The organism is Gluconobacter albidus, from assembly GCF_002005485.1.
Taxonomy (GTDB): domain Bacteria; phylum Pseudomonadota; class Alphaproteobacteria; order Acetobacterales; family Acetobacteraceae; genus Gluconobacter; species Gluconobacter albidus.
In genome coordinates this window covers 790,336-812,032 of the sequence record NZ_CP014689.1, presented here as the reverse complement: position 1 = coordinate 812,032, position 21,697 = coordinate 790,336, and the positions used below count along the sequence as shown (strand labels likewise).

Genomic DNA, 21,697 nt, shown 5'->3' with positions numbered 1-21,697 from the left:
CGGGGCCGTTTTCATTTCTGAACTTTCCGAGAGCTTCAGTTCGAAGCTGGTGCCGGAGCCTGTAAGGGCTGGTCGGCTGGCACATCCTTCAACGGAATGCCTTCGTACTTGCCTGTCAGGGTCTTGAGGAACGCCACGATATCCGCGACATCCTGATCGGCAATATCCGTATCCGGCGTCTCGTAACGGGCCATCTCACGCACAACCTGCTCCAGCGTGGTGGCCGAGCCATCATGCAGCCACGGACCTGTCAGTTCGACATTGCGCAGGTTCGGAACCTTGAACCGCGCCCGATCGCCTTCCGCATGCGTCACAGCCAGACGTCCTTCGTCCGCAGCCGTCAGCTTCGTGTGACGGTTCTCGAAATACGGTCCTTCCAGACCAAGAATTTCGTAAGCGTCCCCACCCACGGCAATACCGCTATGGCAGCCTGAGCAGCCGATTTCCTTGAAGCGCTCGTAACCGCGCTTTTCCTGCGCCGTAATCGCCTTCTGATCGCCCTTCAGATACAGGTCGAAGCGGCTGTCCGGCGTGATCAGCGTCTTTTCATATTCTGCAATCGCGCCCGTGATCGTGTCTTTGTCGATCTGGTCGGAGCCAAAAGCCGCCTCGAACTGCCCGGCATAGCCCGGCGTGCTCCGAACATGCTCGGCCACCGTCGCCCAGTCATGCGAGCCCATTTCGAGCGGGTTCATAACCGGACCAGCCGCCTGTTCCGCCAGATCCTTCGCGCGGCCGTTCCAGAACTGCGCCATGCTGAACACGGAATTATAGACGGTCGGAACATTGATCGGCCCCTTCTGTCCACCAATACCCGTCGCAGTCGTCAGGTTGTCTACGCCCCCCTTGTTCAGACCATGACAGCTTGCGCAGTTGAGCGCTCCGTCGCCCGACAATCCCTTGTCGAAGAACAGCGCCCGGCCGAGTTCGGCCTTTTTCCAGTCCACGCCCACACTCTCGGGAATTGGCTGGATCGGCTCGCCACGGAACTGCGCCGCCACACCCGGCGTCGCATAATAACGCTCACGCTGCTCACGCACCCATTTCAGGATGTCCACACGCTGTTTCTCGTTCAGATGCGCATGCGGGTGCATCAGCAGATAGGCAGCCGGCGGCATGCGGTTCTGCGTGATGACTTCCTCGATACGCGAAAGCTGCTCGACCGAAGGCGGCTTGCCGTCCTGCAACGCGGCCAGAACCGGTGCATATTCAAAATGACGCTGCCCCTGCACCAGATCGCGCTTCATGATCTGGTTGGCCAGCGGCAGGCTGAAATAGAACGGCAGGTTCGCATTCTGCGTGTGGCAGTAATCGCATCGCACTTCGCGCAGAGCCGCGAACGCCGCCATGGCCGTCGGGTCCTGTCGCGTCGGGCTGCTCGCAGGAAGCTGCGGTGCTCCAGCATGATCGAAATGCTCGAGATATGTGACAGTCCCGCCCCAGGCGACAACGCCCAGCGCCACCAGACCGGCAATTCCCTTTGTAATCGTGCTGGAACGCACCACTTTTCTCCTCATGATCACGGTGCCGTGATAATGTCGAAAAGTGACACGCAAAGTCAAAGTGATTGAACCTGTCAGAAAAACAGGTGTTGTCGATTAATCTTCGTCCTCATGATCAATCGCAGCCCGCACCCGCTTGCGCGCGACGTTCACATAAGACGTGTCGGTATCAATCCCGATCCCCACACAGCCCATCCGCTCCGCCGCCACCAGCGTCGTTCCCGACCCCATGAACGGGTCCAGCAGCACGCCGCCCGGCCGCAGCCCGTGCAGCCGGATGCAGGCTTCGGGCAACGCCACCGGGAATGTGCCCGGGTGGCTGAACTTCTCCTTGCGGCTGCGCACGGTCTCGTAAGGAATGAACCACGTATCGCCGCGACACCGCCGGTCCGTAATGTGCTGACGCCGGACGATGTTGCTCTTGTCCGTAAACGGCACACCTGCATCCAGCCGCTGCACCGGCACGTTTCCCGTCTTGGTCAGATGGAACACATGCTCATGATTGCGGTTGACGAAGCGCGCCGAATTCAGCGGTTTGAAATGCCCGTACGTAATCTCGCCAACCGAAATCGACTTGATCCAGGTGATGTGGTTCTGAAGCACGAACAGCTTGCGCAGCCGCGTCATCAGCTCGAACGGCAGCCAGGGTTGGGACGACGATCCCGCAATGTTCAGGAAAAACGACCCGTCATCCTTCATCACCCGACACAGACTGGTGCAGACATCCTCCAGCCAGTCCAGATACGCATCTTCGGGCAGGCGGTCCTGATACGTCCGGTATGACACCCCCAGATTATAGGGCGGCGACGTTACCACTACATCCACGCTCTGCGACGGCATCCGTTTGAGGACCGTCGTACAGTCCCCCCGGATCAGCGTGTGAACACCGAGTTTTTCCCGGCGACTGCGGATCATTGCGCGGCAGATTCCGCAGGCGGTCGCGGCAGAAACAGCACCATTCGGCCATGCGCATGCAGGTTCCCGGCGATGGACTGTGCACTCGCGCCCCACCCGGTGAACAGATCGGCACGTCCTGCACCCTTGATATCCGTTCCGATATCCTGTGCGAACACCAGATGATCCCAGGTCGCGGGCTGCCCCGCGCCATAAGGCAGCTTCGTCTCAACCCAGAGCGGCATCGCAAACGGCACCAGAGACCGGTCAACCGCCACCGAGCGCCCGGCCGTCAGCGGCATTCCGAACGCCCCCTTCGGCCCCTGCGCCAGATTGCCGTCGTCGCGACGGAAAAAAACATAATTCGGATTACGCTCAAGCACGGACATCATCTGGTCCGGATGTGTCTCCAGCCAGTTTCGGATGCTGTCCATGCTGACACCATCCGCAGGCAGTTCGCCCTGCTGTACAAGCACACGCCCCAGCGGCACATAGGCCTGTCCGTTGCGTCCGTCATAGCTCACACGCACCTGCCCGCCATCCGGCAGAATCAGCCGCCCCGAGCCCTGGATCTGCAAAAACGACAGATCTATCGGATTTTTCAGCCAGGCGATCTCGAGCCCCTGCCCTTCCAGCGCGCCGCCATCAATCGCAGCACGATCGTAATAGGGCTCAAACTGTCCGTTCACCCACCGACCGCTGACCATCTGGCCATTGGTCGCCTTCGCCCGGACGAGATCATGCGGACGGCCATAGACCGGCGTCTGATACTCACCACCGCGTGTCAGGGAGGCAGAAATCTGCGGCTCGAAATAACCGGTATAGAAGGCCTGAGTGCCGGTCTCGTATGGCTGGAACCACGTCTCCAGATACGTCTTTGCATCCGTTGCCGTAGCCAGCGCCGTACAGGCATTGCCCCAGTCAGCGGGATGACGGCCATAAGTGATGGCATCACTTCCACCGAGCAGCGTTTCGGGCGGCAACTGCGTCAGCCGGTGGCACTCCTCCCGAAGCAGCGGCATCAGCGATGCAAAATCCTCCTGCCCCCATCCGGCAAGCGAATCATATCCCACGGGAGAAAGCGAAAATGATGATGGCGCCTCCGGCTGCGTACAGCCACACAGCACGCCGAGCGTCATCAGGGTCAGCAGTTTTTTCATCGGACAGGCAGAAAACTCGAACAGAAAAGAACTCGAAAAACGATCAGGCGGGGCAGGATGCCGCAAGGCGCCACCGCGTATCGGACTGGCCGACCACGCGCTCGAACAGCCACAGATCATGGAATTCGGTAACGGCTTCGGTCCCGACCACAGGCTCTCCCTGACGATCGGTCAGGATATTTACCTGACGCGACACGACCCGGACTTCGATTCGGCCCGTCCGCACGCCATCTTCCGCAGACACCAGCATCGCATCCAGAATGGACAGGCTCTCAACGCCACGGAGATCGCTCCGCTGCGTTTCCCCAGCCTGCGTCCGCGCATCGATGGCCGCCGAAAAACCGTCCAGAGCGGCTGGCGTCAGCAGTTTTTCCAGCGCAGACCGATCACCGGCTGCAAAGGCCGGAACCACCTGCCGGAACGTATCTTCCGCATCTTTCAGGAAACCTGAAGGCGAAAAACCGGGAAATGCCCCCGCAATATCGGCCAGAACACCCCCGACGCGGGTCACGGGCGCAGGAATTTCATACTCGACTTCCGGCGCGGCGGCAGGAGCGAACACACCGTTGCCCCCTGTGGCCGAAGTCTGCCCCGGCAGTGGCGGCGGCGCACCCGGACGTGCCGTATCAGGAGCCCCGCCCTTCTGCGGGCCAAACCCGAAACGGCCACCGCCCGGACGTTCCTGTCGCACGCCCTGCATTCCGACGCGACGGCCGAGCACACGGTACAGCCTCACGCCCAGCACGACGGCGAGCACGAACAGGACCACGAGGTCCCAGGGGAAATAATGACCCGCATGCGCCATGAGGCCTGCGGGGAGGTGAATGTCATCAGAAGACATGAAGCCCTGTTTCTCAAAGTCCGGAGTTCACAGTGTCCGGTTAAAGATCCGTTGCCCTACAGATAGGGTGCAATTCCTCCGATCTCAACCATCCGTCCTCCGGAAGCGTATCTTGGCGTTCAGCAGACATCATGCTACCGCCGAGGGATCGCAATCGTTTTACTCGATGTCCGCAATGGGGTTTGCCCCTGCGGAACCGGAGACCGCATGTCAGAGAACACCGCCGACAATACCGTGATGGGTCAGGAAAACGTGCCGGCAATGCCGCTCGCCATCAACCTGCAGTACACGAAGGACCTTTCCTTCGAAGTTCCGGCTGGCGCGTCCATTTTTGCAACGCTGCGCTCTGCCCCGCAGATTTCCGTGAACATCGACGTCCAGGCCAATCGTCTGGAAGAAGACCAGGCTGTCTATGAAGTCGCTCTGGCCGTCCGCGCCGAAGCCGCCGAGCCACCCGCACAGGAAGGTGGACAGGCCGGTCGCACGGTGTTCATCGCCGAACTGACGTATGCCGCTGTCGTGACGCTGACCAACCCGCCGCAGGAACTGGTCGAGCCGATCCTGCTGGTCGAAGTCCCGCGCCTGATCTTCCCGTATGTCCGCGCCATCGTCAGCGATGTCACGCGTGACGGTGGCTTCCCGCCCGTCGTGCTCCAGCCGATCGACTTCGTCGCCCTGTGGCAGGCCAAGCGCGCCCAGCAGTTCCCGGAACCCGCCGGCGAAGCCTGATCACACTGCCGGCCCGAGCTGCTCCAGCGGATCGGGCCACGTTACCGCGCGCCATTCCCCGTGGTTCAGGCGCGCGGCAATGGCCTCTGACAGACAGAGCGCCCGCACGGCCGACAGCGCCGTCACGTCTTCGGCTCCAAGCGCTTCCCGAAACGCTTCTGCCGTCTTCCCCGAATACAGCAGAACAGCCTCGACTCGCCCGCCCTGTAGCGCCTGAGCTGCTTCTGTAGCCAGAGCCTCGCGCTTGCAGGCCGCGTAGACTTCGACGCGTTGCACGCCCAGATCCCGCGCCAGCTCCACGCCATAGCCTTCGCCACTGGCCAGAAGCACATCTACGCCTGTAATGCCGCGCGCCCGACAGAATACGGCCAGCGCCCGCGCGTCTCCTTCAGCCGCCTCGACATTCACGAACCCGGCCTGACGGGCCCGCGCAGCCGTCTGCGCACCCACTGCAACCACAAGCCGGTCTCTCGGCCAGTCCCGCAGCGCAGGCAACGCATTCGCACTGGTCACCAGTACGGCCCAGAATTTTTCAGGGGCAACCGGCGCAAATGGCGTAATGTCCAGCATCGGACACGCCATCGCCTGCCAGCCCAGCGCCCGGACCTGCTCCATGGCGGCGGACAGTCCGGGCTCCGGCCGGGTCACCAGAACCACGCGCCCCGTTTCAGGGCGTCGCGGCTCAGGAGGACGAAGCGTCAGGGACGCCTCATGTCTTCAAAAATATTAGCAGGCGTATCGCGACGCAGCTCATCCGCAAGCTCCGTGCCCAAACGGGCAGCTTCAAGCGGTGCCCCTTCGATGTCACGCTGCAACAGGAACGTCCCGTCCTCGCTCGCAATCATGCCCGTCAGCTTCAGCACGCCCTTCTCGATCCGGGCATAGCCTCCGATCGGCGTCCGGCAGGAGCCGTCAAGCTCCGCCAGAAGTGCGCGCTCAGCCGTCGAAACTGCCCGTGCTTCCGGATCTTCGATCGCAGACAGCAGTTCGCGCAGTTCCAGATCACTCTCACGAACCGTTACGCCCACAATGCCCTGCCCCGAAGCCGGCAGCATCTGATGCGGCTCGAAAACCACATCCACACGGTCCTCCATGCCCAGACGGCGCAGCCCGGCCAGCGCCAGCAGCGTCGCGTCGCACGCTCCGGCCCGCAACTTGTCCAGACGCGTCTGCACGTTCCCGCGCAGCAGACCAAACCGCAGATCCGGTCGCACATGCAGCATCTGCGCCTGACGCCGCACGGACGCACATCCGATCAGCGCCCCTTCAGGCAGACAGTCATAGGGGCGCTCCGGATCAATGGTTACGGTCCGGTCCCGCAGGATCAGCGCATCGCGCGCATCCTCGCGCTTGAGCGTACACGCCAGCACGAGACCCGGCGGCAGATTGGTTTCCAGATCCTTGAGGCTATGCACCGCGAAATCAATCCGCCCGGCCACCAGCGCCTCGTGGATTTCCTTGGCAAAGAGACCCTTACCGCCGATTTCCGCAAGACGCTGCGCCTGATTACGGTCGCCCTCGGTGCTGATCTGGTATTCCTGAAATGCGCCCATGTCGCGCAGGACCGGACAGAACCGCGTCAGACGCGTCAGGAAATTGCGCGTCTGGACCAGCGCCAGCGGAGACGCCCGCGACCCGACACGAAGAGGAAGCTTGCGGCCAGTCGGCGGCGCAGCGGCATGGGATCGGCGGACGGCTTCCGCGGCAACTCGCTGGAGCGCATCGGAAGGCAGGACGGGAGCATTCATGAACGGCAGCTTTAGCCCATTCACACGGGACTGTCATGATATGACAGACTCGGCCATAATAAGAGCCATGCCAGCAATAAGAGCCATGCCAGCCTCCGCCATACGTCCCTCCACATCCGTGCGCCCCCTTCTCGCAATCGAAACCTCCTGCGACGACACGGCCTGCGCCATCCTCGCTTATGACGGCACGATCCTGGCTGAAGGCGTGCTGTCCCAGACCGACCATGCCATTCTCGGCGGCGTCGTTCCGGAAATCGCGGCCCGCGCGCATCTGGATGCGCTACCGACACTCGTGGCGGAAGTCCTGAAAAAAGCCTCCCTGACGCTGGCCGACATCGACGTTTTCGCCGGGACAACCGGCCCCGGCCTGATCGGCGGCCTGATTGTTGGCAGTTCTTACGCCAAAGGACTGGCCATGGCGTTGAACCGTCCTTTCATGGCCATAAACCATATCGAAGCCCATATTCTCACGCCCCGGCTCCCCAGCCTCGGAGCCGGGCTTCACTTTCCCTACCTGACGATGCTGGTCTCGGGCGGTCACTGCCAGTGCGTTTTGCTCGAGGAAACCGGCCGCTATGTCCGCCTCGGCGGCACAATCGACGACGCGGCGGGGGAAGCCTTCGACAAGGTCGCCAAAATGCTCGGTCTCGGCTGGCCCGGCGGCCCCGCGCTGGAAAAACTCGCCACGGAAGGCCGTGACGACGCGTATGCGCTCCCCCGCCCCCTCAAGGGCCGTGAAGGCTGCGATTTCTCGTTCTCGGGCCTCAAAACGGCCGTCAGCCGCCTGATCGACACACAGGATCCGACCGGCAGCCGCGACGCCCTTCCGCGTCAGTTCGCAGCAGACGTCGCTGCCTCCTTTCAGCGCGCCGTCGCAGACGTCATGGCCGACCGCGCCGAACATGCCCTGACCCGCAGCCCGAACGCCACTGCCCTCGTCGTCGCAGGCGGTGTCGCCGCCAACAAAACCCTGCGTCACGCCCTCGAAAAGGTCGCGGTCGCCCATGGCATCCCCTTCTTCGCGCCCCCGTTGCGCCTGTGCACGGATAATGCGGTGATGGTGGCCTGGGCTGCCCTCGAACGCCTCCATGCGGGCGAGACCCCTAACGAAATCGACACCGCCGCCCGCCCCCGCTGGCCCCTCTCAGAACGCACTCCCGCCATCCCGGAACACGCCTCTTGAACTACCGCCACATCTACCACGCCGGAAACTTCGCCGACTGCATGAAGCACGCTTTGCTTCTCGCACTCATCAAGGCGCTCAAGCGCAAACCCGCAGGTTTCGTCGTCCTCGACACTCATGCCGGATGCGGTCGCTACGACCTGTCCTCTGAAGAAGCCGAAAAAACCGGCGAATGGCGTGCAGGCATCGGTCAACTCCTCAACAGCCCGCCTGCGGCCGCCCTTGCGGATTATCTCGACGCCGTGCGACCCAACGTGCAGGAGCGACACCGCTACCCCGGCTCCCCCGCTTTCGCCCGCGCCGAACTCCGCCCGCAGGACCAGCTCATCGCCTGCGAACTGCACCCCGAAGACGTCCGCCCCCTGCGTCGCCTCTTTCACGCCGACCCGCAGGCTGCTGTTCATCACCGTGACGGCTACGAAGCTCTCCGCGCGCTCCTGCCGCCCAAGGACTTCAAGCGCGGCCTCGTCCTCATCGACCCGCCATTTGAAAAAACGGACGATTTCGCCCGCTGCGCCGATGCCATTGCCCTGATCCGCAACCGTTTCCGCGCCGGGATCGTTGCTGTCTGGTACCCGATCAAGCACCGCACCCCCGTCCGTACCTTCTACACGGCGCTTCAGGACGCAGGCATTCAGGACATGCTCGCCTGCGAATTCCTGCTGCGGCCGCCCGTTGATCCGTCCCGTCTGAACGGCTGCGGCCTGTTGGTCGTTAACGCCCCGTTCGGTTTTGAGGACGAGGCCAGCAATATCCTGCAAGCTCTCGCCACCGGCCTGCGGTCCCCTGACGCCGAAGGCATCCAGATCAACATCGAACGACTGGCGGAAGAATAATCATGACCACACGTCCGCATATCGCCGTCATCGGCGCCGGAGCCTGGGGCACAGCGCTGGCCTGCGCCACCGCAGCGACCGGCGCGGACGTGACACTCTGGATGCGCAATCCCGTCGCGCCCGAAACCCGCATTCTCCCGCGCCTGCCAGACATCATCCTGCCCGAAAACGTCACCATAACCGGCGACTTTCCCCGTAGCGCTGACGTCGCCCTGCTCGTCACCCCCGTCCAGACCGCCCGCGACGTCTCCACGTGCCTTCAAACCATCCTCGATCCCGCAGTTCCAGTCGTGACCTGCTGCAAGGGACTGGAACAGACCACGTCCCTTCTGCCGCTCGACGTTCTGGCTGAAACCATGCCGAACCGTCCGACTGGCGTCCTCTCCGGACCGAATTTTGCCATTGAAATCGCCAAAGGACTTCCCGCCGCCGCAACGCTTGCCTGCGCGGACCTCGTGCTCGCGCAGTCTCTCACAGCCCTGCTCAACACCTCAACGTTCCGACTCTACGCCAGCGATGACGCCGCGGGCGTCCAGCTTGCAGGGGCTGCAAAGAACGTCATTGCCATCGGCGCAGGGATCACGATCGGTGCCGGCCTGGGCGAAAACGCCCGCGCCGCTCTCATCACCCGCGCCGTTGCCGAAATCGGCCGCCTCGCCGAAGCTACAGGCGGCCGTGCCAGCACGCTTGCGGGCCTCGCAGGCATGGGCGACCTCATCCTGACCTGCACGGGACGCGGCTCGCGCAACTACAGTGTGGGGCTGGAACTCGGCGAAGGCCGCCCGCTCGCGGACATTCTCGCCTCACGCACAACTGTGGCGGAAGGCGTTCTGACGGCCCCCGCCATGCTCGCCCTCGCCCGCAGACACAACGTGCGGGTGCCGATCATCGAGACCGTGACCCGACTTCTCAACGAGGGTGTCTCGATCGAGGAAGCGCGCCACCTTTTGCTGGACCGCCCCCCAACCCGGGAATAACGACGACGCCTCAGTGCAGAACAGCGCAGGCCACCCGGTCGCCCGAACCACCGATCGGCTGGGTCTGATAGTCATCCGGCTTGGCATGAACCACCACAGACGCTCCATCCGCGTCCATCAGCGCGGGCAAACCGTGGTCGCCTTTCAGTGATACCAAGGTGGAATAAAGCTCCACCGTCGCTGTCCCGTCGGCTCCTACATACAGGTTAGGAAGGTCGCCGGCATCATTCGCATCCGCTTTCAGAAGACCATGCACAACCGGCGTCACCGTATGGACGTGCGCGCCTGCACTGGTAAATTTCGGGGCCGTACAGCTTCCCTTTTCATGGAAATGAATCCCATGCCAGCCGGGCGTCAGCCCCTGCACCTGAAGGCGCAACAAAACCCCCTTCGGTGCCCCGGTTACCGTCACGATCCCATGAGACGTGCCATCCGTCCCTTTCAGTTCTCCCGAAACACTGTCCGCAGCGCTGGCCAGCGCAGGAATGGCCATCACAGAGGCCAGGAGAAGGGTCAGAAATCCGGAACGACACATGGTGAGCTCACAGTCTTTTAAAAAATCAGATGATAATTATTCGCATCTTACCCGAAACCAGCCTATCCCGCGATCAGAGATTCGTGATCCGCCAAAAATCAGACGAACAGCCCCGCAATCACCGCACTCATCGCATTGGACAACGTTCCGGCTACTACAGCCCGGACCGCAAGGGAGGCCACATCGGTCCGCCGGCGCGGCTCCGCACTTCCGAATGCGCCGATCAAAATCCCGATCGTCGAGATATTCGCAAAGCCGCACAGCGCAAAAGACAGGATCGTGATTGTCCGCTGGGACAGCGCATGGGCGTGGATCAATGGGGACAGGTTCACATAGGCCACGAACTCATTGAACGCGATCTTCTGCCCGAGCAGTCCACCGGCCACGATGCATTCATTCCAGGGTACGCCCAGAAGCCAGGCAAACGGCGCAAACACCATCCCCAGCATCCAGGACAGCGACAGCCCGACCGCACCAAGAAGCCCGTTCGCCAGCGCAATCAGCCCCACAAACGCAATCAGCACGGACCCCACCGCCACAGCGATCTTGGCACCATTCATCGCACCATCGGCAATGGCCTCGAACATGCTGTGATGCCCGTGATCTGCGCCTGCAATCTGCGCATCAGACCGGCGTGGCCCCGGAAACAGGATGCGCGAAAACAGCAACCCGCCCGGAATCGCCATGAAGGACGCCGCCAGCAGGTTCTCCATCGGCACCCCCAGCGACGCATACCCCGCCAGCACGGACCCCGCGATGGAGGATGTTCCGCTGCACAGAACCGTCGCCAGCTCCCCTTCCGACATTTCCGCCAGACAGGTCTGAAGCGCGATCGGAATTTCGCTCTGCCCCAGAAAAATCGTCAGCACCGCCGCAAATGATTCCAGCCCTGTTGTTCCCAGAACCCGTGAGAGCGCCCCCCCAATCAGCTTCGAGAGGAACTGCAATACGCCCCAGTGCTGCAAAAGCCCCAGAAGTGCTGCCACATAAACGATTTCCGGCAACACCTTCAGCGCAAAAACGAACCCCTCATTGCCGAACAACGCGTTCATTTTCGGCCCGACGAGACCACCAAACAGAAACGCACTGCCCACATCCCCGAAGGACAGAACCTTCGTCACCGCATCCGAGACAACGTGCAGTCCATGCGCGCCCGCCGGCACCCACAGCACGACCGCCGCAATCAGCACCTGCAACAGCAGGGCCCGCCCCACCAGAGCCCAGTCGATGGCCCGGCGGTTGGTAGACAGAAGCGCCCCCAGAAACAGAAGACCGGCCATGCCGAAAAGGACGCGCAGGATCACTCAGGCAAACTCCTCACAAAAACAGGTAGAACTGAACCTGAAACGACCTGAACCTGTCCATCATGTCACGTTCTGTCCACCCCTCCTCTCTCGCCTGCACGGGCTCAAGCCGCTAGAATGCCGCCCGACTGATAGGGAAACACCCCATGACCTGTGCCTATGATTTCAGCCTCCCCGGCCTGTCCGGCGATACGATCGACCTTTCGGCCTATCGCGGACGACCGCTGCTGATCGTCAACACAGCCTCCAAATGCGGCTTTACCCCGCAGTATGAAGACCTCCAGCATGTCTGGTCCCGCTATGGTCGCGACACCTCCGACGGCCTGATGGTCATCGGCGTTCCCTCCAATGATTTCGGCGAGCAGGAACCCGGTTCCGCGGAAGACATCAAGACTTTCTGTTACCGCAACTATGGCGTCTCCTTTCCCATGGCCGCCAAACAGCATGTCCGCGGCTCCGGAATCACACCGCTTTTTCAATGGCTTGATAAACAGGGAGGGTTCCTCGCCCGCCCGCGCTGGAATTTCTACAAATATCTGATCGACCGCGACGGCAAGCTCACCAACTGGTTCACCCCACTGGTCAAGCCCGCCTCAAACCGGGTCGAGGAAGCCATCCGCAAGGTCATCCTGAGCAACTGAAGCGTCGCCCTCACGCAGGAGAGATGCGGAGGTGCGTCTTTTTTCCTTGAATACCCGTATCGAAATCCGTCACAGTTCAAGTCAGAAATGTGACAGGAGATTCGTTATGAAGGACTCACTACTCCGTCCGATCCTGCCCCTTCTGGTGGTCGCGGCCCTCGGTGCGCTGACCCCGGCCGTGGCGCATCACGTCACGACATTCCTCGGCCTGTCCGGCATTTTCTGGGCCAGTGCCATGCTGATGCTGGAAGTCACGCTGCTCTGCATCGGCCTCGCCGCGGTCCGCCCCAGCATGGGCCAGTCGCAGCGCACCACCACGACCCCGTACAACCGCGAAACGATCCTGCGCTGAAGCCAATCCGCCACGGCGTGCTTTTCCTGTCACGGAGCATATGTCGCGGCGCTGAATGATAGGCTAGGATCAGGAAATGCTTCGCAATTTCCTGACAGTCGGCAGCTGGACCATGCTTTCGCGTGTCCTCGGCCTCGTTCGTGACCAGATTCTCGCCGCGTTCCTGGGTGCCGGCCCCGTTCAGGACGCCTACCTGATCGCGCTGCGGCTGCCCAACATGTTCCGGCGTCTCTTTGGTGAAGGCGCGTTCAACGCCGCTTTCGTCCCGATGTTCACCGAGCGGTACGAAACAAAAGGCCCCCAGCCCGCTTTGCGTTTCGCGGGGCAAGCCCTGTCCGGGCTGATGCTCTGGCTGGCACTGCTGACCGTTCTGGCCGAAATCTTCATGCCTCTGGTCGTGAGCTTCGTCGGCTGGGGCCTCAGCGGCACCCGTTTCGAAACTGCGGTGCATCTGTCACGAATCACTTTCCCCTACATGATGCTGATCTGCGGCGCCGCCCTCGTCTCTGGCATTCTCAACGGCCTCGGACGATTCACCGCAGCAGCAGCAGCCTACGTCACTTTCAACATCATCGGCATCGCGGCGATCCTCCTCGGCGCACTGGTCTGGCACAACACCGCCGTCGTCAGTGCCTGGGGCGTCACGCTCTCCGGTGTCGTGCAGTTCGGCGCGCTGTACTGGGCCGCCCACCGCGCGGGTATGGCGCCCCATCTGACATGGCCGAGCCTGTCCGCGGACATGCGTGCCCTGATGCGCCGCATGGGACCGGCCCTCGTCGGCTCCGGCGTCACCCAGATCAACCTGACCGTGGACATGATCATCGCAACCAAGCTCCCGGTCGGAACGCCCTCGATCCTGTATTTCGCGGACCGCATCAACCAGCTTCCCCTCGGCGTTCTGGGCTCGGCCGCCGGGACGGCCCTGCTGCCGCTCCTGACCCGCCATATCGCGAACAACGACCGCGCTGCCGTCCATTCCAGCGTCAACCGCGCCATCGACTATACGCTGCTCCTGACGCTGCCGGCCATGATCGGCATGATGGTTCTTGCCTCCCCCATCATGGCCGCCCTTTTCAGCTACGGCCATTTCACAGTCGCGGATGCCATCCTTTCCGGTCAGTGCCTTCAGGCCTATGCGCTCGGACTGCCCGCTTTCGTCCTCATCAAGGTTCTCTCCCCGGCCTTCTTCGCGGAAGGCGACACCGTCACCCCCGTACGGATCGGCTTCTTCACGCTGGGGCTGAACCTCATCATGAACCTCCTGCTCTACCGCCCGCTTGGCCATATCGGACCGCCGCTGGCCAGCACGATCGCCGCTTTCGTCAATTGCACGCTGCTCGCCGTGATCCTGCACCGGCGCGGCCTCTTCATCGCAGATCCGCTCCTCAAAGGCCGCGCCCTGCGGATTGCGGGCGCCGCCGTCATGATGGCGCTCTGGGTGGCAGCATCAGAAAAACTCGCAGCGCCTGGCCTGCCGTTCTGGCACGGCGCCTGGCGCTTTGGCATGCTGATGGCCCTGATCGTCTTTGGCATGCTGGTCTATGTCATAACGCTCGACGCGCTGAAGGTGGTGCGCCTGCGCGACGTCGCCGTGGCTTTCCAGTCACGCATGAACCGCAGACGCACCCGCTGACCCCGCCCTGCCGGTTCACACACCGGCAGGAAGGCGTTATTGCCAAAGCACTCCTTTCCCCTTCCCCGACCTGACAACCCGGAGACCGGACCCATCGGCACCTTCATGCCCCTGCCTACCGCCGAAAACGCCAGCCCCGCGATGGCACAGTGGTTCGATCTCAAACACCGCGAACCCGACGCCCTGCTGTTTTTCCGTATGGGCGATTTCTACGAGCTGTTCTTCGCCGATGCACAGGCGGCCGCCATGGCGCTCGACATCGCGCTCACGGCCCGCGGCACGCATCAGGGCGAGCCGATCCCCATGTGCGGCGTCCCGGTCGCGGCCGCCCCGGCCTATCTGTCCCGGCTGATCCGGCGCGGCTTTCGCGTCGCCGTCGCCGAACAGACGCAGACACCCCCGAAAAAGGGCGAAAAACCCCTCAAAGGCCCACTCTCCCGCGCCATCGTCCGCGTCGTCACCCCCGGCACCCTGACCGAAGACGAACTGCTCGAAGCCGGACGCGCCAATCTCCTGCTCGCCCTCGCCCGCAGCCCGGAAAAACGCGCAAAAACGATCGGCGCGGCCTGGATCGACATCTCCACCGGCGCTTTCGAAACAGCTTCGGTCAGCGATGCCGCCCTGCCGGAGCTGATGGCACGGCTCGACCCTGCCGAAATCCTGTCCGAGCCCGACTTCATCGCGCCCGACTATGCGAACCGACTGGCTCCCGTCGCCGTCCCGCCCACGCTCGACAGCGCCCGCACTCTCGTCGCCCGCGCCTATGGCGTCGCCCAGATCGATGCCCTCGGAGACTTCCCGCCCGAACAGGCCGTTGCCTGCGCCATCGCGCTGAACTACGTCCAGCGCAGTCAGGCCGGAGCGCTCCCGCGCCTCTCCCGCCCCATTCCGCAGGGCACGGACGGCGTTCTCGGTATCGACCCTGCCACCCGCGCCAGCCTCGACATTCTCCGCACCCGCGACGGCGAAACGAAACACAGCCTCCTCGGTGCCGTCACCCGCACTGCCACGGCCGCAGGCTCCCGCCTCCTCGCGCAGTGGCTGGCCTCTCCGCTGACGGACGCCATCGCCATCACGGATCGCCAGAACGGCTGGCTCTGGTTGCAATCCATCCCCGGCCTGTCCAGCGCACTCGGCGACATTCTGCGCCTCACGCCCGATCCTGCCCGTGCCTTGGGCCGCATCTCCGCCGGCCGTGGACAGCCGCGCGATCTCGCCGCCATCCGCGACACGCTGATCGCCGCCAACGACATCACCGCCCTGTTCCAGCCCGCCTGCGACCCGAACACACCCACGCTGATCCGCACGCTCACCGCTGGTCTGTATGGCCGCGCCGATACCCTGCTCGAACAGCTTCAGGCCGCCGTCGCCGAGAGCCTGCCCGCCCGCATCGAAGATGGCGGCTTCATCGCCCCCGGCTACAACGCGGAACTGGACCGCTATCGCGGCCTGCGTGACGAAAGCCGCCGCATCATCGCGGCCATGCAGGGCGATCTGTCCGAAAAATTCGGCGTCACGACGCTGAAAATCAAACACCACGCCCAGCTTGGCTACGTCATCGAAGTCCCGTCCGCGGCTGGCACGAAACTGCGCGACAACTCCGAACTGTCTTTCCGGCAGGGCACGGCCAGCCTCGCCCGCTTCTCGACCGAAGAGCTTGCCGGTCTGGATCGCGCGATCCTCGAAGCCGCCGACAGAGCCTCTGCGCTGGAACGCCGCATCTTCGCCGAACTCTGTGCCCGCATCCTGCAAACCCCGGCTCTCGATGAAATCGCGGAGTTCCTGGCCCTTGCGGACGTCCTGCGCTCCTGCGGCCTGCTCGCGGAAGGGGGTTCATGGTGCCGCCCCACCGTCACGGAAGGCACGGAGTTCAGCCTCGTCGCCTGCCGACACCCGGTCGTCGAAGCCGCACTGGCCGAGTCGGGAAGCGCGGATGCCCGTTTCATTCCCAATGACTGCGCCCTGCCGCCCGAACACCGCGCCATGCTGCTCACAGGCCCGAACATGGCGGGCAAATCGACCTTCCTGCGCCAGACCGCCCTTGCCGTTATTCTTGCACAGGCGGGCCTTCCCGTTCCGGCAAAATCCGCACAGATCGGCGTCGTAGACCGCCTGTTCTCCCGCGTTGGCGGCGCGGACGATCTGGCCCGGGGACGCTCAACCTTCATGGTCGAAATGACCGAGACGGCGGCGATTCTCAATCAGGCCGGTCCGAAATCGCTTGTCGTCGTGGACGAGATCGGGCGTGGCACCGCAACTCTCGACGGTCTGTCCATCGCATGGGCCACACTCGAAGCCCTTCACACACAGCTTGGCTCACGGACAATCTTTGCAACACATTTCCATGAACTCGGCGCGCTGACCGAGTTCCTTCCCCGCCTGGCGCCTTACACGATGGCCGTGAAAGAGTGGCGGGGCGAGGTCATCTTCCAACACGAAGTCCGCCCCGGTGCCGCCCGCAAGAGTTGGGGCCTGCATGTTGCAAAACTGGCGGGAATCCCCGCCTCCGTTATCAGCCGCGCCAACCGCCTGCTGACCCAGTTCGAGCGCGAACAGGCCGATTCCCGCTCCTCCCTGCCCCTGTTTGAAGCGGTTGCGGAACCAGCGTCGCCCGCTCCCGCCGCGCCCATCGCCCGTACCCCGCTGGAAGACGCAATACACGCCATAAACCCCGATGATCTCTCTCCACGGGACGCGCTGGATGCGTTATACAATCTGAAACGCCTTGCCTCAGGAAACGGCACTTGAAAGAAAACTCTTTCTGGGGCGAAACTCTCCCTCTTTCCTTCGCTGACGATACGGATAAGCCCCTGTCTGACCGAACCGCCCCCCTCCCGTATGACCCGGCCTCATCCCTGCAGAGCGCTCTCGATACGGCCGCGGAACAGGGGCAGACGAGCCGCGAGGCCGTGCTTTCCATCCTTCGGCGGCATCTGGGCAGCGGAAACGCCTCAGTCCGTTACCAGTTCGAAAAGCGCCGGGTTTCGGGAATCGATGCTGCCCGCGCTCTCGCCCATCAGGCCGACGACATGGTCTGCGCACTGGCCGACCTTGCGGCCAGCAAACACGAATCCCCCGCCTCCTCCCCTCAAGAATCCCTGTGTCTCTGTGCCACCGGCGGCTATGGTGCGGGCCTGCTTGCCCCCTTCAGCGATATCGACATCCTGTTCCTGATCCCCGGCGATCCATCCGCGGCCATGACGGCCCGGATCGAGTTTATTCTCTACGCCCTGTGGGATCTCGGCCTGCGCGTTGGCCACGCTACGCGCTCCATCGCCGAATGCGTCCGCGACGCCGATACCGATCTGACGATCCGCACCGCCCTGCTGGACCTGCGTTTCCTCCACGGGGACCGCACACTGGCGCGAAACCTGCGCTGCGCCCTGGGCGCAGACCTTCAGAACGACCGCCTGTGCGAATTCGTCATGGGCAAGATCGGCGAACGCGAGCAGCGTCACCGCCGCTTCGGCGACAACCCCTACATGGTCGAGCCCAACATCAAGGAAGGCCGCGGCGGCCTGCGGGATCTGCAAACCCTGAACTGGATGGGCCGTGCAGCCCTCGGCTGCGCCGTCTCGACACCGGACCGCAACGGTGCCCCCGCCGAAGCCCCCCAGACCCCCTCCTTTGCGTCCTTCGGTCTGCTGACGGAACGCGAAGCACACCGTGCCCGTCGCTCATGGGACTTCCTGTGGACCGTTCGCCTGCACCTGCACTACATCACGGGCCGCGCTGAAGAACGCCTGACCTTCGACGTCCAGCCCGTCATCGGCGGTCGTATGGGCTATGCAACACACGGCCGTCAGCGTGGTGTTGAGCGCTTCATGCGGCATTATTTTCTGACCGCACGCGACGTCATGCGTCTTACCAGCGTGCTGCAACCCGTCGTTCTGATGCATCTTCAGGACCAGACGACCGGCGAGCCACCCAAAATCGTTACCGGACCTGAAGAATTCCAGACGATCGCCGGGCGCATCTGTCCGATCGAGCCTGTCACCTTTGCGTCCCAGCCCCGCGAAATGTTTCGCCTGCTGGACTGCGGGCGGCGCCACGACCTGCCCCTGCATCCCATCGCGATGCAGCAGATCATCCGCAACGAACGCCATGCCGTCGCCCTGCGTGATGATCCCGAAACCGCGAAAATCTTTCTGGATCTGCTCTGCGAGCCGAGTGCAGACGAAACCAAAGCCGTTCCGTTCTGGCTCCCGATCCTGAACGAAACCGGCCTTCTCGGGCGCCTCCTGCCAGACTGGTCCCGCGTTGTCGGGCAGATGCAGTTCGACAGTTATCATATCTATACGGTTGACGAGCACATCGTCGAAGCTGTGCGCATGATGGGCCAGATCGAAGCCGGTCGCATGGCGGACGAAATCCCCCTGGCCTACACGCTGGCCAGCGACCTGCGCTCCCGACGTGCGCTTTACGTCGCCGTCCTGCTGCACGACATCGGCAAGGGACGCGGCGGCGACCATTCCGAAATCGGCGCCGACCTCGCGCTCACGATCTGTCCGCAGCTTGGCCTTGATCCCGAAGAAACCGATACCGTCTCCTGGCTGGTCCTGCACCATCTCCTGCTGTCTCAGACCGCCTTTACCCGCGACATCGACGATCCCCGCACAATCCTCGACCTCGCCGACACCATCCAGTCCCCCGAACGCCTGCGTCTCCTCCTTCTCCTGACCATCGCCGATATGCGCGCCGTCAGCCCGAAGGTCTGGAACGCCTGGAAAGCCACGCTCCTGCGCGAACTTTTCTCTCGCGTCGCCGAGGTGCTGGAAGGCGGACTGGCCGCCACCGAACGCGACAGCCGCGTCAACCACGCCCGAGACCTGGCCCGGGATGGCCTCACCGGCACCTTGCCCGAAAGTAGCATCGACCGCTTTCTGGACCTCGGCTATCCGAGCTACTGGCTCGGCTTCGACACCGACACTCAAATGCGCCATGCCCGCATGGTCCACGATTCGGACCGCTACCGCTCCCCCGTCACGGTCGAAGCCTTCCCGATCCCCGAACGCGGCGTCACCGAACTCACCGTTCTCTGCGCCGACCATCCGGGCCTGTTTTCCCAGATCGCCGGTGCCCTCGCCGTCGCAGGCGCCTCCATCGTGGATGCCCGCATCCACACACTGAGCGACGGCATGGCGCTCGACACCTTCTGGGTGCAGGATGGCGAAGGCTGCTCCTTCGAGGAACCTCACCAACTGGGTCGCCTCAACCATCTCGTGGAACAGGCGCTTTCGGGCCGCCTCGACATCCGCAAAGGTATCGAGGACGCCAGCCACCACAGCACCTCGCGCCGGATGCGCGCAATTCACGTTCCGCCCCGCGTTGTCATCGACAACACGGCCTCGGACCGTCACACCGTCATTGAAGTCAACGGACGCGACCGCCCCGGCCTGCTGCACGACATCACATCAACCCTCAGCAGCCAGTCTCTCCAGATTTCCTCGGCCCATATCACGACCTACGGCATGCGCGCCGTCGATGTGTTCTATGTTCGGGATCTGCTGGGCTTGAAAATCACCGATCCGATCCGTCTCGCCCGCCTGCGCGAAACCCTGCTGGCTTCTCTCACGAGCCCTCCGGTTCCTGCCCCCGCAAAGTAAGCGCCACCGCAACCTCCTGAAGAACAACCGTCCACCCTTTGGAAACATCTGCTCCGGCGGGCGGACGAAACTGATGGACATCCCGGTACCAGTCTACGTCTTTCCAGCGCCAGTCGCCCCCTTCCCGATTGAGCAGCCAGAGCGGCCGCCCCAGTGCGCCCGCCATATGCGCCACCAGCGTATCCACACTGATGACTAGTGCGCACAGCCCCACTTCCCGCGCCAGATCCAGCGGCGTCTTAAGAGACACCCGCTCCATCCAGTCCGGCGCATCACCAGGCTGAAGTGCCACAAAGCGGGCGCCTGAAACCTGCCGCAATATCTCCAGACATCCCACCGGAACCGAACGTCTGCGATCAAACCGGTAAGACGGATTTCCCGACCAGCAGACCCCAACCCGATCTGCTTCAGGTGTCTCCCTAACCGCGAGATACGGCTCGGCTGAAGGCATTTCCCCCAGCCCCAGAACATTCGGCAGGCTCAGCAGATTAATCTCCGCCGCTACAGGCCCTTCGGGCGGCAAAATCCGGTCCTGATCCAGCCCGGGCATCAATCCCGCCAGTTCCGCTGTCCGAAACCGCAGACGCAATGGCCGAAGCCGGGCTGCCTGCTGCAGAAAGCGTAGAAACTGCACCTCATCGCCCAGTCCCTGCTCCCTTACAATGGCAACGGGGTCCTCTCCCGCCGAGCCATTCCATTGCGGATTTTCCGAAACCAGCCCCAGAATCGTTCGGCGACTCTCGAAGTCCTGCCAGCCTTCCGCAAACTGCCCCTGGCCCAGCAGAATGGTCGCCCGGTTAAAACGTGCCCGCTCGGCTTCCTCTCCCGTTTCACGCCCCATGATCGTCCGGAAGAGAGTTGCAGCATCGTCTTCCCTTCCGATTTCCATCAGGATCGTGCCGAGATTATTCGCAATCCGGGCATCCAAAGGCCGCAACTCCAGCGCCCGCCGCAATGTTTCGACCGCCGCCGCAAGTTCGCCCCGCGCCATCTCCACGAGCCCCAGACTGTTGAGCGTCTCCGCAGTCCCGGCCCCGAATTCGCAGGCCTGCACCAGAACCCCGTGCGCCTCATCAAACGCATTCCCGGCAAAAAGTGCCGCCCCCAGATTTGCCAGTGCTGCTCCGTCACGAGGCCTGTGACGCACAACCCATCGGAACTCTCCGACAGCCAGCTCTACCAGACCGTCATCCAGAAAAAGTTCCCCGATTCGGGTCCTCACATTACTTTCATCCGCCAGCAGAGCCGCCGCCTTCTGCAGAGCCTCACGCGCCTGCCCACGACGCCCCAGCCCGACACACACCTCCGCCAGAGCAGTGTGGGCTCTCGGATCGGCAGGCTGCAACAGCACGGATACATGCAATGCCGCTCGTGCTGCCTCGAGATGTCCCTGCTCGGAAAGGGCCAATCCCAGCGTCATATGCATCCGCGCCTTGCGATCGGAAGACACAGCCGGCTTCTGTAGAGCCCGTCCCACCAGTGCAATTGCCATGCCGCTCTGCCCTCGGACGCGGGCAAGACATGCCATGCCGTGCAACGCATCTGCCTGTCCCGGCTCCATCGCCAGAATGGCACGAAAGGCATCCTCAGCCCCCGAAAGATCTCCTGCATCGAAACAGGCGAAGGCGGATTCAGTGGGATCAGGAGCAAACGGCATAGTCATCAACTTTTCGTGCTCCAAAAAATCCTAAAAATCCACAAAGATGGTGTTAACGAAGTTTTCACGGTTCTTTGGTCAAAATCGTAAGTCCGAGAC

Annotated in this window: 18 protein-coding genes; 9 read left to right on the top strand and 9 right to left on the bottom strand. The window is 63.0% G+C overall.

Features of this window, described 5'->3' with window-relative positions:
• Positions 1–35 precede the first annotated feature (35 nt).
• The 4 genes from A0U94_RS03590 to A0U94_RS03575 all read right to left on the bottom strand — a co-directional run bounded on the left by A0U94_RS03590 (position 36) and on the right by A0U94_RS03575 (position 4,397).
• On the bottom strand, positions 36–1,517 hold the full coding sequence (locus A0U94_RS03590) for a cytochrome-c peroxidase (RefSeq protein ID WP_249208263.1): 1,482 nt from the start codon (positions 1,515–1,517) through the stop codon (positions 36–38).
• Between the two features lie 81 nt (positions 1,518–1,598).
• Entirely contained in the window at positions 1,599–2,417 is an 819-nt protein-coding gene (locus A0U94_RS03585) for a DNA-methyltransferase (RefSeq protein WP_077802466.1), read from the bottom strand.
• The gene (mltA, locus tag A0U94_RS03580) at positions 2,414–3,556 is read right to left on the bottom strand and encodes a murein transglycosylase A (protein WP_077803818.1); all 1,143 of its coding nucleotides are present in this window, start codon (positions 3,554–3,556) and stop codon (positions 2,414–2,416) included. The genes A0U94_RS03585 and mltA overlap by 4 nt, the downstream gene beginning before the upstream one ends.
• A 43-nt stretch (positions 3,557–3,599) precedes the next feature.
• Positions 3,600–4,397: a Tim44/TimA family putative adaptor protein gene (locus A0U94_RS03575; RefSeq protein WP_077802465.1), complete on the bottom strand. Its 798-nt coding sequence runs from the start codon at positions 4,395–4,397 to the stop codon at positions 3,600–3,602.
• A gap of 207 nt (positions 4,398–4,604) precedes the next feature.
• Here A0U94_RS03575 and secB point away from each other — a divergent pair, with 207 nt between their 5' ends.
• Positions 4,605–5,126, top strand: a complete 522-nt coding sequence (gene secB, locus A0U94_RS03570; protein WP_062033330.1) for a protein-export chaperone SecB — start codon at positions 4,605–4,607, stop codon at positions 5,124–5,126.
• Here the strand turns inward: secB and A0U94_RS03565 are convergent, their stop codons facing one another.
• Together A0U94_RS03565 and hemC are read right to left on the bottom strand one after the other, a co-directional pair.
• Positions 5,127–5,783, bottom strand: a complete 657-nt coding sequence (locus tag A0U94_RS03565) for a uroporphyrinogen-III synthase (protein ID WP_244178058.1) — start codon at positions 5,781–5,783, stop codon at positions 5,127–5,129. It abuts the gene before it with no gap.
• A 41-nt stretch (positions 5,784–5,824) separates the two neighbouring features.
• Positions 5,825–6,874 (bottom strand): hydroxymethylbilane synthase, encoded by a 1,050-nt coding sequence (hemC, locus tag A0U94_RS03560; RefSeq protein WP_077803816.1) that lies wholly within the window; start codon positions 6,872–6,874, stop codon positions 5,825–5,827.
• 85 nt (positions 6,875–6,959) lie between these two features.
• On the opposite strand from hemC, the gene tsaD reads away from it, so the two are divergent.
• From tsaD to A0U94_RS03545, 3 genes are read left to right on the top strand one after another with little or no spacing between them, the layout of a single operon-like run.
• Positions 6,960–8,057: a tRNA (adenosine(37)-N6)-threonylcarbamoyltransferase complex transferase subunit TsaD gene (gene tsaD, locus A0U94_RS03555; RefSeq protein ID WP_077802464.1), complete on the top strand. Its 1,098-nt coding sequence runs from the start codon at positions 6,960–6,962 to the stop codon at positions 8,055–8,057.
• The gene (locus A0U94_RS03550; RefSeq protein WP_062033343.1) at positions 8,054–8,893 is read left to right on the top strand and encodes a 23S rRNA (adenine(2030)-N(6))-methyltransferase RlmJ; all 840 of its coding nucleotides are present in this window, start codon (positions 8,054–8,056) and stop codon (positions 8,891–8,893) included. Before tsaD ends, A0U94_RS03550 begins: the two co-directional genes overlap by 4 nt.
• 2 nt (positions 8,894–8,895) lie before the next feature.
• Complete coding sequence (locus A0U94_RS03545; protein WP_208611670.1) at positions 8,896–9,870, top strand: NAD(P)H-dependent glycerol-3-phosphate dehydrogenase; 975 nt, start codon at positions 8,896–8,898, stop codon at positions 9,868–9,870.
• 10 nt (positions 9,871–9,880) lie between these two features.
• Here the strand turns inward: A0U94_RS03545 and sodC are convergent, their stop codons facing one another.
• Positions 9,881–10,405: a superoxide dismutase[Cu-Zn] gene (sodC, locus tag A0U94_RS03540; RefSeq protein WP_077802462.1), complete on the bottom strand. Its 525-nt coding sequence runs from the start codon at positions 10,403–10,405 to the stop codon at positions 9,881–9,883.
• A gap of 98 nt (positions 10,406–10,503) precedes the next feature.
• Complete coding sequence (locus A0U94_RS03535; RefSeq protein WP_077802461.1) at positions 10,504–11,709, bottom strand: NupC/NupG family nucleoside CNT transporter; 1,206 nt, start codon at positions 11,707–11,709, stop codon at positions 10,504–10,506.
• Between the two features lie 146 nt (positions 11,710–11,855).
• Here A0U94_RS03535 and A0U94_RS03530 point away from each other — a divergent pair, with 146 nt between their 5' ends.
• From A0U94_RS03530 to A0U94_RS03510, 5 genes are all read left to right on the top strand, one after another.
• Complete coding sequence (locus A0U94_RS03530; RefSeq protein ID WP_062033353.1) at positions 11,856–12,350, top strand: glutathione peroxidase; 495 nt, start codon at positions 11,856–11,858, stop codon at positions 12,348–12,350.
• A gap of 106 nt (positions 12,351–12,456) precedes the next feature.
• Positions 12,457–12,702, top strand: a complete 246-nt coding sequence (locus tag A0U94_RS03525; RefSeq protein WP_062033356.1) for a hypothetical protein — start codon at positions 12,457–12,459, stop codon at positions 12,700–12,702.
• 76 nt (positions 12,703–12,778) lie between these two features.
• Positions 12,779–14,335: a murein biosynthesis integral membrane protein MurJ gene (murJ, locus tag A0U94_RS03520; RefSeq protein WP_077802460.1), complete on the top strand. Its 1,557-nt coding sequence runs from the start codon at positions 12,779–12,781 to the stop codon at positions 14,333–14,335.
• A gap of 105 nt (positions 14,336–14,440) precedes the next feature.
• The gene (mutS, locus tag A0U94_RS03515; protein WP_077803815.1) at positions 14,441–17,083 is read left to right on the top strand and encodes a DNA mismatch repair protein MutS; all 2,643 of its coding nucleotides are present in this window, start codon (positions 14,441–14,443) and stop codon (positions 17,081–17,083) included.
• Positions 17,080–19,941: a [protein-PII] uridylyltransferase gene (locus A0U94_RS03510; protein WP_077802459.1), complete on the top strand. Its 2,862-nt coding sequence runs from the start codon at positions 17,080–17,082 to the stop codon at positions 19,939–19,941. The genes mutS and A0U94_RS03510 overlap by 4 nt, the downstream gene beginning before the upstream one ends.
• On the opposite strand, the gene A0U94_RS03505 is transcribed toward A0U94_RS03510, so the two are convergent.
• A complete protein-coding gene (locus tag A0U94_RS03505) occupies positions 19,907–21,604 on the bottom strand; it encodes a tetratricopeptide repeat protein (RefSeq protein ID WP_077802458.1) in 1,698 nt (565 codons plus the stop codon). The genes A0U94_RS03510 and A0U94_RS03505 overlap by 35 nt on opposite strands.
• Positions 21,605–21,697: the final 93 nt, after the last annotated feature.

Excerpts from the sequence above, each read along its gene's own strand:
- A0U94_RS03590 (WP_249208263.1), bottom strand. The coding sequence starts at position 1,517 with ATGAGGAGAAAAGTGGTGCGTTCCAGCACGATTACAAAGGGAATTGCC.
- A0U94_RS03585 (WP_077802466.1), bottom strand. The coding sequence starts at position 2,417 with ATGATCCGCAGTCGCCGGGAAAAACTCGGTGTTCACACGCTGATCCGG.
- mltA (WP_077803818.1), bottom strand. The coding sequence starts at position 3,556 with ATGAAAAAACTGCTGACCCTGATGACGCTCGGCGTGCTGTGTGGCTGT.
- A0U94_RS03575 (WP_077802465.1), bottom strand. The coding sequence starts at position 4,397 with ATGTCTTCTGATGACATTCACCTCCCCGCAGGCCTCATGGCGCATGCG.
- secB (WP_062033330.1), top strand. The coding sequence starts at position 4,605 with ATGTCAGAGAACACCGCCGACAATACCGTGATGGGTCAGGAAAACGTG.
- hemC (WP_077803816.1), bottom strand. The coding sequence starts at position 6,874 with ATGAATGCTCCCGTCCTGCCTTCCGATGCGCTCCAGCGAGTTGCCGCG.
- tsaD (WP_077802464.1), top strand. The coding sequence starts at position 6,960 with ATGCCAGCCTCCGCCATACGTCCCTCCACATCCGTGCGCCCCCTTCTC.
- A0U94_RS03545 (WP_208611670.1), top strand. The coding sequence starts at position 8,896 with ATGACCACACGTCCGCATATCGCCGTCATCGGCGCCGGAGCCTGGGGC.
- sodC (WP_077802462.1), bottom strand. The coding sequence starts at position 10,405 with ATGTGTCGTTCCGGATTTCTGACCCTTCTCCTGGCCTCTGTGATGGCC.
- A0U94_RS03530 (WP_062033353.1), top strand. The coding sequence starts at position 11,856 with ATGACCTGTGCCTATGATTTCAGCCTCCCCGGCCTGTCCGGCGATACG.
- A0U94_RS03525 (WP_062033356.1), top strand. The coding sequence starts at position 12,457 with ATGAAGGACTCACTACTCCGTCCGATCCTGCCCCTTCTGGTGGTCGCG.
- murJ (WP_077802460.1), top strand. The coding sequence starts at position 12,779 with ATGCTTCGCAATTTCCTGACAGTCGGCAGCTGGACCATGCTTTCGCGT.
- mutS (WP_077803815.1), top strand. The coding sequence starts at position 14,441 with ATGCCCCTGCCTACCGCCGAAAACGCCAGCCCCGCGATGGCACAGTGG.
- A0U94_RS03505 (WP_077802458.1), bottom strand. The coding sequence starts at position 21,604 with ATGACTATGCCGTTTGCTCCTGATCCCACTGAATCCGCCTTCGCCTGT.